The sequence below is a fragment of the Pantoea sp. RG18 genome, assembly GCF_025910075.1.
Classification (GTDB): domain Bacteria; phylum Pseudomonadota; class Gammaproteobacteria; order Enterobacterales; family Enterobacteriaceae; genus Pantoea; species Pantoea agglomerans.
The window spans coordinates 410,765-422,279 of record NZ_JAPCIL010000015.1; the positions used below are offsets into that span (position 1 = coordinate 410,765).

The 11,515-nt window shown below is 57.4% G+C and carries 11 protein-coding genes; 9 read left to right on the forward strand and 2 right to left on the reverse strand.

What is annotated here, in order from left to right; all coding sequences use genetic code 11:
- The first annotated feature begins 270 nt into the window (after positions 1-270).
- Genes cysJ through OK409_RS18195 form a run of 3 tightly spaced genes read left to right on the forward strand, consistent with a single transcriptional unit; the run spans position 271 to position 4,534 of the window.
- Positions 271-2,082, forward strand: a complete 1,812-nt coding sequence (cysJ, locus tag OK409_RS18185) for an NADPH-dependent assimilatory sulfite reductase flavoprotein subunit (protein WP_264367299.1) — start codon at positions 271-273, stop codon at positions 2,080-2,082.
- Complete coding sequence (gene cysI, locus OK409_RS18190; RefSeq protein ID WP_022623798.1) at positions 2,082-3,803, forward strand: assimilatory sulfite reductase (NADPH) hemoprotein subunit; 1,722 nt, start codon at positions 2,082-2,084, stop codon at positions 3,801-3,803. Before cysJ ends, cysI begins: the two co-directional genes overlap by 1 nt.
- The gene (locus OK409_RS18195; RefSeq protein ID WP_010248562.1) at positions 3,800-4,534 is read left to right on the forward strand and encodes a phosphoadenylyl-sulfate reductase; all 735 of its coding nucleotides are present in this window, start codon (positions 3,800-3,802) and stop codon (positions 4,532-4,534) included. Before cysI ends, OK409_RS18195 begins: the two co-directional genes overlap by 4 nt.
- A gap of 60 nt (positions 4,535-4,594) precedes the next feature.
- Here OK409_RS18195 and OK409_RS18200 read toward each other — a convergent pair whose 3' ends face one another.
- Positions 4,595-4,879, reverse strand: coding sequence for a YciI family protein (locus OK409_RS18200; RefSeq protein WP_158131416.1), 285 nt, complete (start codon positions 4,877-4,879; stop codon positions 4,595-4,597).
- A gap of 9 nt (positions 4,880-4,888) precedes the next feature.
- Entirely contained in the window at positions 4,889-5,902 is a 1,014-nt protein-coding gene (locus OK409_RS18205) for an aminopeptidase (protein WP_264367300.1), read from the reverse strand.
- Between the two features lie 363 nt (positions 5,903-6,265).
- On the opposite strand from OK409_RS18205, the gene cysG reads away from it, so the two are divergent.
- The 6 genes from cysG to ftsB all read left to right on the forward strand — a co-directional run bounded on the left by cysG (position 6,266) and on the right by ftsB (position 11,513).
- The gene (cysG, locus tag OK409_RS18210; protein WP_228312472.1) at positions 6,266-7,681 is read left to right on the forward strand and encodes a siroheme synthase CysG; all 1,416 of its coding nucleotides are present in this window, start codon (positions 6,266-6,268) and stop codon (positions 7,679-7,681) included.
- A gap of 9 nt (positions 7,682-7,690) precedes the next feature.
- Positions 7,691-8,599, forward strand: coding sequence for a sulfate adenylyltransferase subunit CysD (cysD, locus tag OK409_RS18215; protein ID WP_010248554.1), 909 nt, complete (start codon positions 7,691-7,693; stop codon positions 8,597-8,599).
- Between the two features lie 11 nt (positions 8,600-8,610).
- Positions 8,611-10,038 (forward strand): sulfate adenylyltransferase subunit CysN, encoded by a 1,428-nt coding sequence (gene cysN / locus OK409_RS18220; protein ID WP_010248552.1) that lies wholly within the window; start codon positions 8,611-8,613, stop codon positions 10,036-10,038.
- Positions 10,038-10,643, forward strand: coding sequence for an adenylyl-sulfate kinase (cysC, locus tag OK409_RS18225; RefSeq protein WP_013358869.1), 606 nt, complete (start codon positions 10,038-10,040; stop codon positions 10,641-10,643). The genes cysN and cysC overlap by 1 nt, the downstream gene beginning before the upstream one ends.
- 54 nt (positions 10,644-10,697) lie before the next feature.
- Positions 10,698-11,018, forward strand: coding sequence for a DUF3561 family protein (locus OK409_RS18230; protein ID WP_010248547.1), 321 nt, complete (start codon positions 10,698-10,700; stop codon positions 11,016-11,018).
- A gap of 177 nt (positions 11,019-11,195) precedes the next feature.
- The gene (ftsB, locus tag OK409_RS18235) at positions 11,196-11,513 is read left to right on the forward strand and encodes a cell division protein FtsB (RefSeq protein ID WP_010248545.1); all 318 of its coding nucleotides are present in this window, start codon (positions 11,196-11,198) and stop codon (positions 11,511-11,513) included.
- Positions 11,514-11,515 lie beyond the last annotated feature (2 nt).

Here is an 11,515-nt window from a genome sequence, read left to right on the forward strand (position 1 = left end):
AATTCTACCTGATTACCGCTTTTTTCGCACCCGCCCCGCACAAACCGATACTTTTCCTGCGCGTTTATACAGTGGCGTCCAGCTAATTAACTGATATATCACCGCTTTGCTTACCACTTTTAACGATTATTACTACCTGGAAAACCATTTAGTCATTTTGGTTATTTGATATGTCGAAGGTGTATTTAATCGTTAATATACGGACCGGTAACCTACGCACTCTTCCGCCATTTTACGGTCCGGACTTCTGATACTGGAATTTTTAACGCGATGACGACTCAGGCACCTGGTTCACTGCTTCCGCTCTCCCCGGAACAACTCGCTCGCTTACAGGCGGCGACGACAGATTATTCCCCGACTCAACTGGCGTGGCTGTCAGGCTATTTCTGGGGCAGGGTGGAACAGATCCCGGGTAGCGCCGTCGCCAGCTCTGCATCTGCTCCGGCTCCGGCCGAAGCGCCCGCCATTACGCTGCTTTCCGCTTCCCAGACCGGCAACGCACGTCGTCTGGCTGAGCAGTTGCGTGATGACCTGCTGGCCGCAAAGCTGAACGTAAACCTGGTGAATGCCGGTGACTACAAGTTCAAACAGATTGGCCAGGAAAAAATGCTGGTGGTTGTAACCTCCACGCAGGGCGAAGGCGAACCGCCGGAAGAGGCGGTGGCGCTGCATAAATTCCTGATGTCAAAAAAAGCACCGAAAATGGAGGGTGCCGCCTTCGCAGTGTTTGGCCTGGGCGACACCTCTTATGAATTCTTCAGTCAGGCGGGTAAAGATTTTGACAGCCGACTGGCGGAGCTGGGCGGCGAGCGTCTGCTGGATCGCGTTGATGCGGATGTTGAGTATGCGGAGCAGGCCGCGGCCTGGCGCAATGCACTGACGGAAATTCTCAAGAAACGCGTGCCGACCGAATCCCCGGCGCAGGCTGCGGCGACAGCAGCCGGCAGCGTCAACGAAGTCACCACCAGCCCCTATACTAAAGAGTCGCCGCTCAGCGCGAGTCTGGCGGTGAATCAGAAAATTACCGGACGGGACTCAGATAAAGATGTGCGCCATATCGAAATCGATCTGGGCGATTCCGGTCTGCGCTACCAGCCTGGCGATGCGCTGGGCGTCTGGTATGAGAACGACGCGGCGCTGGTCAGCGAACTGCTGGAGCTGGTCTGGCTGAAAGGCGATGAGCCGGTAGAGGTTCAGGGGAAAACCCTGCCGCTGGCGGAGGCGCTGCAGAAGCATTTCGAGCTGACGGTTAACACCGCGCAGATCGTGGCGCAGTATGCCCAGCTGTCACGCAACGCGGAGTTGCTCTCACTGGTGGATGATAAAGCCAGGCTGCAGCACTATGCGCAGCACTATCCGATTGTGGATATGGTGCGCCTGGCACCGTCCGAACTCAGCGCTGAACAGCTGACCGGACTGCTGCGACCGCTGACGCCGCGACTCTACTCTATCGCCTCTTCGCAGGCTGAAACCGATACCGAAGTGCATATCACCGTCGGTGCCGTTCGCTTTGATATTGAAGGTCGCCAGCGTGGCGGCGGTGCATCGACCTGGCTGGCCGATCGCATCGAAGAAGAGGGCGAAGTCCGGGTCTTCATCGAGCACAATGACAATTTCCGCCTGCCGGCTAATCCGGATGCGCCGGTGATCATGATTGGCCCGGGCACCGGCATCGCGCCGTTCCGCGCCTTTATGCAGCAGCGCGACAACGACGGTGCCGGCGGCAAAAACTGGCTATTCTTTGGTAATCCGCACTTCACCGACGATTTCCTCTATCAGGTAGAGTGGCAGAAATATGTGAAGGATGGTCTGCTGACCCATATCGACCTCGCCTGGTCACGCGATCAGGCAGAGAAGATTTACGTACAGGATAAGATCCGCGCGAAAGGGGCCGAAGTGTGGCGCTGGATTGAAGAGGGCGCGCATCTTTATGTCTGTGGCGACGCGAATCGTATGGCAAAAGACGTCGAGCAGGCATTGCTGGATGTGGTGGTCGAACACGGCGGAATGGATCGTGAAACGGCCGACGAATTTTTAAGTGAGCTGCGCATTGAGCGCCGTTATCAGCGAGACGTTTACTAATGAGCGATAAACACCCTGGACCGCTGGTTGTAGAAGGCAAATTAGCAGACGCTGAGCGTCTGAAGAAGCAGAGCAACTATCTGCGCGGCACCATTAAAGAAGATCTGGAAGAGGGTCTGACCGGCGGTTTTACCGGCGACAACTTCCTGCTGATTCGTTTTCACGGCATGTACCAGCAGGACGATCGCGATATTCGTGCCGAACGTGCGGAGCAGAAGCTGGAGCCGCGCCACGCCATGATGCTGCGTTGCCGGTTACCGGGCGGCATCATTACGCCGACTCAGTGGCTGGCCATCGACAAATTTGCCACCGATAAAACCATCTATGGCAGCATCCGTCTGACTAACCGTCAGACCTTCCAGTTTCACGGCATTCTGAAGAAGAACGTCAAGCCGACGCATCAGATGCTGCATGAGGTGGGGCTGGATGCGCTGGCGACCGCCAACGACGTTAACCGTAACGTGCTCTGTACGTCGAACCCGGTTGAGTCGGAACTGCATCAGGAAGCGTATGAGTGGGCGAAGAAACTCTCTGAGCATCTGCTGCCACGCACCCGAGCCTATGCGGAGATCTGGTGGGATAAAGAAAAAGTCGCCACCACCGACGAAGAGCCGATCCTCGGTGAAACGTATCTGCCGCGTAAATTCAAAACCACCGTGGTGATCCCGCCGCATAACGACGTGGATCTGCACGCCAACGATCTGAACTTTGTCGCTGTCGCCGAGCACGGCAAGCTGGTGGGCTTTAACCTGCTGGTGGGTGGCGGGCTGTCGATTGAGCACGGTAACAAAGCGACCTATGCGCGCACCGCCAGCGAGTTTGGTTACTTCCCGGTGGAGAAGATCCTCGACGTTGCCGAGGCGGTGGTCACGACGCAGCGCGACTGGGGCAACCGTACCGACCGTAAAAACGCCAAAACCAAGTACACCCTGGAACGCGTTGGCGTCGAGACCTTTAAAGCCGAAGTTGAAAAACGGGCAGGCGTGACGTTTGAGCCGATCCGTCCTTATGAGTTCACCACCCGTGGCGATCGCATTGGCTGGATTAAAGGCATCGACAACAAATGGCACCTGACGCTGTTTATCGAAAATGGTCGCCTGCTCGACTATCCGGGCCGACCGCTGAAAAGCGGCATCGCTGAAATTGCGAAAATCCATCAGGGCGATTTCCGCCTGACCGCTAACCAGAACCTGATTGTGGCGGGCGTGCCGGAAAGCGAAAAAGCGCAGATCGAAGCAATCGCGCGCGAACATGGTCTGATGGATCACGTTACGGCGCAGCGCGAAAACTCGATGGCCTGCGTGGCGTTCCCGACCTGTCCGTTGGCGATGGCAGAAGCCGAGCGCTTCCTGCCTGCCTTCGTGACCAAAGTGGAAGGGATCATGCATGCGCATGGCGTTGGCGATGAGCACATAGTGTTACGCGTTACCGGTTGTCCCAACGGCTGTGGCCGTGCCATGCTGGCTGAGCTGGGGCTGGTGGGTAAAGCGCCAGGTCGCTACAACCTGCATCTGGGTGGAAACCGCAGCGGAACGCGTATTCCCCGCATGTACCGTGAAAACATTAACGAAAGCGAAATTCTCGCCACCATTGATGAGCTGGTGGGACGCTGGGCCACTGAGCGCCAGGCCGCGGAAGGCTTTGGTGACTTCACCATCCGCGCGGGCATTGTTGCGCCGGTGCTGGACCCGGCACGCGATTTTTGGGAGGAAGCAAAATGAGTCACCCCGACCTCGCAGCACTGAATGAGATGTCCAAAGTCCAGCGTGCTATGGCGCTGGCCGCGACCAATGCGCAGTTGGAGAAGTCATCTGCGGAAGAGCGGGTCAGCTGGGCACTGGAGAATCTGCCGGGTGCCTACGTGCTCTCCTCCAGTTTCGGTATTCAGGCCGCGGTGTCGCTGCATCTGGTGACGCGTCAGCAGCCCGATATTCCGGTGATCCTGACCGACACCGGCTATCTGTTCCCGGAGACCTATCGTTTTATTGATGAGCTGGCGGACCAGCTCAATCTCAACCTTAAAGTGTTCCGCGCCGAAACCTCACCGGCCTGGCAGGAAGCGCGCTACGGCAAACTGTGGGAGCAGGGCGTCGAGGGGATTGAGAAATATAACGAGATCAACAAAGTTGAGCCGATGAATCGCGCCATTGAAACCCTGGGCGCACAGACCTGGTTTGCCGGATTGCGCCGCGACCAGTCGGGCAGCCGGGCGAATCTGCCGGTGCTGGGCGTCCAGCGTGGCGTCTTTAAGCTGCTGCCGATTATCGACTGGGATAACCGCCAGATTCATCAGTATCTGGAACAGCATAAGCTGAAGTACCATCCGCTGTGGGATGAAGGCTATCTATCGGTGGGCGATACCCATACCACCCGCAAGTGGGAGCCGGGTATGGCAGAAGAAGAGACGCGCTTCTTCGGTCTCAAGCGCGAGTGTGGTCTGCACGAAGGCTGACGCAGGACTTCTCTCCCCCAACACAGGGAGAGAAGATTTTGGCTGCAGTCAGGCGGGAAGCTAAACGCCTTTTAATCCGGCAAACGCCTCTGCTGCACGAGTCACATTCACTTTCGTCACCTCATACTCTGCCACCGTGACAAACGGATCTTCCGCTAAAATTGCATCCAGCTCTTCTCGTTCCATCTCCCTGACCAGCAACATGCCGCCCGTGCGCGGATCTTTACGTCCCGCTGCAATAAAAAAGCCCGCGTCAAAATAGCGATCCAGCCATTCGATATGGGCTGCCAGCAGCGCTTCAACTTCTTCTACCGGACGAACGTAATTCAGAAAGACCACGTACATGTCAGATCCTTACACTTTGGGGTTGGTCAGTTCACTGAGCAGCGGCAGCAGCACGCGAACGCTGTCGCGGGTTCGCAAGGTTATCTGCCCCGGCAGCCAGCGGTCGAGATAGCTCAGATTATCCAGGTCAGTCTGATGGCGGGTAACGCCATCAGGAAAGTGGGGACTACGATGACGCTGCAGCGCACCATCTTTATTACCCAGCGTCCAGTTGCTGGCGGTCACATCCAGCAGCGGAAAGCCCGCCTTGTCGAAGGCATTAAGAGCGTCAAAATCTTTACGGTTCAGCTGATGACTGGCGGCGGGAATGCCCTGCTGGCGTGCCAGTAACAGGGCTCGTTCGCTGGTCTGCTTGCGCACCGCCCGGGGCGTATTCATGCCGCTGTTAAAATAGAGATGATCGCCGGTGATCAGGCTATTCAGATCGATGACCAGCAGGGTATTCTTCTTCTCACGCGTGCTCATCCGCTCAACATAATCATCCATGCCGTGCAGATCTGCCTCTCCGGCGCTCAGCGCCACAAAGCGTATGCCGTAGTGCAGCGGTTTGCGGCTCAGCTGCTGCGCCAGCTCCAGCATCACGCCAAGACCCGATGCATTATCATCGACGCCCTGCAGGCGTAAGCCGCCCAGGTTGTGCTGGGCCTGGCTGCTATTTTGCGGCGTCCAGGTATCCAGATGTGCCACGATCAGAATCTCCTGCGGCACGCTGCCTGCACGCGCGGCAATCACCGAGGTTGCCGTGAGCTTATGCCAGCGCTGCGTGCCGTCCTCTTCCTGCCACTTATAGCCGGTCCTGAACTGGCGGGTATTGGTCTTATACCCCAGCGCGGTAAATTGCTGTTGCAGGTAGTCGGCTGCCATCAGCTCAGCCGGGCTGCCGCTCATCCGGCCAGGAAACAAGGTGGCGATGTGCCGGACCTGCTGTTCGGCAAACTGGCCAGGCGGAGTGGCCAGAGCCAGCGGAGAAATGAGTGCGCCAAATAAAATTGTCGCTACCCTCATGCGGAGGGAATAAAACATAGTGCATCCTTTTTCATTATTCGGGAGCCGTTCCGCATGGGGGCCAGGGCCAGCCATGCCGCGCGCATTATATCCTTTTTGTCCCGTGACTTTGTTAGTGGAATCGGGCGCTGTCACTACCGAAAGGCGTAACGGACCATTATCGCTGGCACTTATCTGCTTTTACTGCCGCAGGTGTGGCTTTCAATATGTGAGCCTGTTCACGAAAAAGCCATTAAATTTCATCTGTTAAGACCAAATTGTTCTGTGCTTTGCGGCGTCGTTATTCCATTCGGTAACTACTCATTCCAATTCGTAATTTCATCTGGATAAACTCAGCGACGTATAGTCGCGTTAATACAAAGTTAAAACATCAGGGTTAACGTGGACTATTTGCCTCTTTTTGCCGATCTTTCTGGCCGCCCGGTTCTGGTTGTCGGCGGGGGAGATATTGCGGCGCGAAAAATTGAACTGCTGCGCCGTGCACGCGCGCGCGTTCTGATCGCATCTCGTGAACTCTGCCCTGAACTGCAGGCACTGCTGGATAAGCAGGAGCTGGAGTGGCTGGCGACCGAATTTGACCCGGCCCAGCTGGATGGCGTTTTCCTGGTGATTGCCGCCACCGACGACAACCATCTCAACAGCCAGGTGTTTGAAGCCGCCAACGCGCGGCATAAGCTGGTTAACGTGGTGGATGACCAGCCAAAATGCACCTTTATCTTCCCCTCGATTGTTGACCGCTCACCGCTGGTGGTGGCGATCTCCTCCAGCGGCACCGCACCGGTGCTGGCACGCATGCTGCGCGAAAAAATCGAAACGCTGCTGCCTGCCAGTCTGGGTCAGATGGCTGAAGTGGCCGGACTCTGGCGCGATAAAGTTAAACAGCGCTTCAGCCGCATGTCTGACCGTCGGCGCTTCTGGGAACGCGCTTTCGATGGCCGGTTCGCCAGTGAGATGTCTGCCGGTAACGTCGAAGAGGCGAAACGCACGCTGGACCGTGAGCTGCTGGAAGAGCCGACCCGTCAGGGCGAGATCTTTCTGGTGGGCGCCGGGCCGGGCGACAGCGGTCTGCTGACGCTGCGTGGCCTGCAGGTGATGCAGTTAGCCGATGTGGTGCTCTACGACCATCTGGTCAGCGAAGAGGTGCTGGATCTGGTGCGCCGCGATGCCGATCGCATCTGCGTCGGCAAACGGGCCAGCGCCCACACGTTGCCGCAGGAAGAGATCAATCAGATGCTGGTTTCACTGGCGCTGAAAGGCAAGCGCGTCGTGCGCCTCAAGGGCGGCGATCCCTTTATCTTTGGCCGCGGCGGCGAAGAGCTGCAGGCGGCTCGTCAGGCGGGTGTGCCGTTCCAGGTGGTGCCGGGCGTCACCGCGGCAGCCGGTGCGACAGCCTATGCCGGTATTCCGCTGACCCACCGCGACTACGCGCAGAGCGTGATGTTTATTACCGGTCACTGCCGTCCCGATGGGGATGACATTGACTGGCCATCGCTGGCGCGTGCGCGTCAGACGCTGGCGATCTACATGGGAACCGTTAAAGCCGCTGCCATCAGCGAGGCGCTGATTCAGCACGGTCGCGCGCCATCAACGCCGGTGGCGGTGATCAGTCGCGGCACCCGTCAGGATCAACAAGTGCTGACCGGCACCTTAGAACAACTTGAGGCGCTGGCCGCCTCGGCACCCACTCCGGCGCTGCTGGTGATCGGAGAGGTGGTTAATCTGCACGGGCAACTCGCCTGGTTTAAACATTCAGCACAGCAGGGGGCTCGCGAGTCCGCCGTTGTCAATCTGGCTTGAGGGAAAATCATGGACCAAAAACGACTCACTCATCTGCGTCAGCTGGAGGCGGAGAGTATCCACATCATTCGCGAAGTGGCGGCGGAGTTCAGCAATCCGGTGATGATGTACTCCATCGGCAAAGACTCCTCGGTCATGCTACATCTGGCGCGTAAAGCCTTCTACCCAGGCACGCTGCCCTTCCCGTTGCTGCATGTGGATACCGGCTGGAAATTCCGTGAAATGTACGAATTTCGCGACCGCACCGTGAAAGCGATGGGCGCAGAGTTGCTGGTTCACCGCAACCCGGAAGGCGTGGCGATGGGCATCAACCCCTTTGTTCACGGCAGTGCCAAACACACTGACATCATGAAAACCGAAGGGCTAAAGCAGGCGCTGAACAAATATGGTTTTGATGCAGCCTTTGGCGGCGCACGTCGTGATGAAGAGAAGTCACGCGCCAAAGAGCGTATCTACTCATTCCGTGACCGCTTCCATCGCTGGGATCCGAAAAACCAGCGCCCTGAGCTGTGGCACAACTACAACGGTCAGATCAACAAAGGCGAAAGCATCCGCGTCTTCCCGCTGTCGAACTGGACCGAACTGGATATCTGGCAGTACATCTTCCTGGAAAACATCGAGATCGTGCCGCTCTATCTCGCCGCACCGCGTCCGGTGCTGGAGCGTGATGGCATGCTGATGATGATCGATGACGATCGCATCAACCTGCAGCCGGGTGAAGAGATCACCGAACGGATGGTCCGTTTCCGTACGCTCGGCTGCTGGCCGCTGACCGGCGCGGTAGAGTCCGAGGCGCAGACGCTGCCGGAGATCATCGAAGAGATGCTGGTTTCCACCACCAGCGAGCGTCAGGGCCGCATGATCGATCGCGATCAGTCCGGTTCGATGGAACTGAAAAAACGTCAGGGTTATTTCTAAGGAGACGCCAGATGAATACCGTAATTGCACAACAGATTGCCGACCAGGGCGGCGTTGAAGCCTGGCTGACCACGCAACAACACAAGAGCCTGCTGCGTTTTCTGACCTGCGGCAGCGTTGACGACGGAAAAAGTACCCTGATTGGACGTCTGCTACACGACACCCGTCAGATCTATGAAGATCAGCTCTCGTCGCTGCACAACGACAGCAAGCGTCACGGCACCCAGGGCGAGAAGCTCGATCTGGCGCTGCTGGTGGATGGTCTGCAGGCTGAGCGTGAGCAGGGCATTACCATTGATGTGGCCTACCGCTACTTCTCGACCGAAAAGCGTAAATTTATTATCGCCGACACGCCGGGACATGAGCAGTACACCCGTAACATGGCGACCGGCGCGTCAACCTGCGATCTGGCGATCCTGCTGATCGATGCGCGTAAAGGCGTACTGGATCAGACCCGCCGCCACAGCTTTATCTCGACGCTGCTGGGGATCAAACACCTGGTGGTGGCGATCAATAAGATGGATCTGGTGGAGTACAACCAGGAGCGCTTCGAGCAGATCAAACAGGATTACCTCGACTTTGCTGCGCAGCTGCCGGAAGACCTCGATATCCGCTTTGTGCCGATGTCGGCGCTGGAAGGGGATAACGTCGCTTCTGCCAGTCAGACCATGCCGTGGTATAGCGGCCCGACGCTGCTGGATGTGCTGGAGACCGTGGAGCTGAAGCGCGTCGTCGATCATCAGCCGATGCGTTTCCCGGTGCAGTATGTCAACCGTCCGAACCTCGATTTTCGTGGCTATGCCGGCACTCTGGCGTCGGGTAGCGTGCAGGTAGGCCAGCGCGTTAAAGTGCTGCCTTCTGGCGTGGAGTCGACCATTGCCCGCATTGTGACCTTCGATGGCGATCTGCAGGAAGCGGGTGCAGGCGAAGCGATTACCCTGGTGCTGCAGGATGAGATTGATATCAGCCGTGGCGATCTGCTGGTGGATGCCAGTGAAGAGCTGGCAGCGGTTCAGTCTGCCAGCGTTGACGTGGTCTGGATGGCAGAGCAGCCGCTGCAGGCCGGTCAGAGTTATGACCTGAAAATCGCCGGTAAGAAAACCCGTGGCCGGGTAGAGAAGGTGCTGCATCAGGTCGAGATCAACTCACTGGAGACGCGCCAGGTCGATACGCTGCCGCTGAACGGTATCGGTCGCATTGAGATCACCTTTGACGAACCGATGGTGCTCGACAGCTATCAGCAGAACCCGGTAACCGGCGGCATGATCTTTATCGATCGCCTGAGCAACGTCACCGTGGGTGCCGGCATGATCCATCAGCCAAACCATGATGCCCCGGTTAATACCGGCGAGTTCAGCGCGTTTGAGCTGGAACTGAATGCGCTGGTGCGCCGCCACTTCCCACACTGGAATGCGCGCGACCTGCTGGGCGGTCAGTAATGGCTCAGCACGACGATAACGTGGTGTGGCATGATCATCCGGTGACACGCGCCTCTCGCGAACAGCAGCATGGCCATCAGGGCGTGGTGCTGTGGTTCACCGGGCTTTCGGGCTCGGGGAAATCCACCGTTGCCGGTGCGCTGGAGCAGGCGCTGCACCGCATCGGCGTCAGCACCTATCTGCTGGATGGTGACAATGTGCGTCACGGCCTCTGTCGTGACCTCGGTTTCAGCGATGATGATCGTAAAGAGAATATCCGTCGCGTCGGTGAGGTGGCGAAACTGATGGTGGATGCCGGACTCGTGGTGCTCACTGCCTTTATTTCGCCGCATCGTGCCGAGCGTCAGATGGTGCGCGATCTGCTGGAGCCGGGACAGTTTATCGAGGTATTTGTCGATACGCCGTTAGCCGTGTGTGAAGCGCGTGATCCGAAAGGGTTGTACCGCAAAGCGCGCGCCGGTGAACTGCGTAATTTTACCGGTATCGACAGCGTCTATGAGGCGCCCGATAGCCCGGAAATCCAGCTGGATGGCGAACAATTGGTTACAAAACTGGCCGCCCAATTGTTAGACCTGCTGCGTGACCGCGATATCATCAGATCCTGAAGAGACAGCGGCAAATCGTTTCTGATTTGCCGCCCTCGCGCCAACAGGATGCCTATGCAGAACATTACCCCAATGCTCGCCCGAAAAGATGACTCCTCCCCGGATGAGCCGCGCTCATTGCTGCCGGGCGGCGTTATCGGCTTTCTCGCTTACTGGTGCGCGCTGGCGATTCCTTTCCTGCTGTTCGGCTCTAACACGCTGTTCTTCTTTCTTTATACCTGGCCATTCTTTCTGGCGCTGCTGCCGGTTGCGGTGGTCACGGGTATCGCGCTGAATACGCTGCTGAGTGGACAGTGGCTGTGGGCCGCGCTCGCCACGGTGATCATGGTGGTCACGCTCTTCTGGTTAATGTTCTCTTTTCTCTCTGGCTGGTAAGCCCTCAGTGCGCCCGCGCTGATGTGCAAACGCATCGGCAGGTTACAAATCTTTTCCCGTCTGAATCGGTACTGATTCATATTTTGCGCAGACGCGCAGCAAAGCGCGCCATTTTCTCCGCTGGTGTGGAGTCCTGTGCAAAGTTATGGGATGATTGGGCCGTTTTTAGGGGGCGGGATGGGAAAACTGACGTTACTGTTATTGGTGCTGCTTGGCTGGCTGCAATATTCGTTGTGGCTGGGGAAAAATGGCATCCATGACTATACGCGCGTCAATGATGATGTCGCGGTGCAACAGGCAAACAATGCCAAACTGAAATCGCGAAACGATCAGCTGTTTGCCGAAATTGACGATCTCAATGGCGGCTCGGAAGCGATCGAGGAGCGTGCACGCAATGAACTGGGCATGATTAAGCCCGGTGAGACTTTCTATCGTCTGGTGCCTGACCAGAACAAACGCAACGCGCAACAAGCAGCGCTTAACCAACAACGATAAAA

Coding starts and splice junctions, on each gene's coding strand:
- cysJ (WP_264367299.1), top strand. CDS start 271: ATGACGACTCAGGCACCTGGTTCACTGCTTCCGCTCTCCCCGGAACAA.
- cysI (WP_022623798.1), top strand. CDS start 2,082: ATGAGCGATAAACACCCTGGACCGCTGGTTGTAGAAGGCAAATTAGCA.
- OK409_RS18195 (WP_010248562.1), top strand. CDS start 3,800: ATGAGTCACCCCGACCTCGCAGCACTGAATGAGATGTCCAAAGTCCAG.
- OK409_RS18200 (WP_158131416.1), bottom strand. CDS start 4,879: ATGTACGTGGTCTTTCTGAATTACGTTCGTCCGGTAGAAGAAGTTGAA.
- OK409_RS18205 (WP_264367300.1), bottom strand. CDS start 5,902: ATGTTTTATTCCCTCCGCATGAGGGTAGCGACAATTTTATTTGGCGCA.
- cysD (WP_010248554.1), top strand. CDS start 7,691: ATGGACCAAAAACGACTCACTCATCTGCGTCAGCTGGAGGCGGAGAGT.
- cysN (WP_010248552.1), top strand. CDS start 8,611: ATGAATACCGTAATTGCACAACAGATTGCCGACCAGGGCGGCGTTGAA.
- cysC (WP_013358869.1), top strand. CDS start 10,038: ATGGCTCAGCACGACGATAACGTGGTGTGGCATGATCATCCGGTGACA.
- OK409_RS18230 (WP_010248547.1), top strand. CDS start 10,698: ATGCAGAACATTACCCCAATGCTCGCCCGAAAAGATGACTCCTCCCCG.
- ftsB (WP_010248545.1), top strand. CDS start 11,196: ATGGGAAAACTGACGTTACTGTTATTGGTGCTGCTTGGCTGGCTGCAA.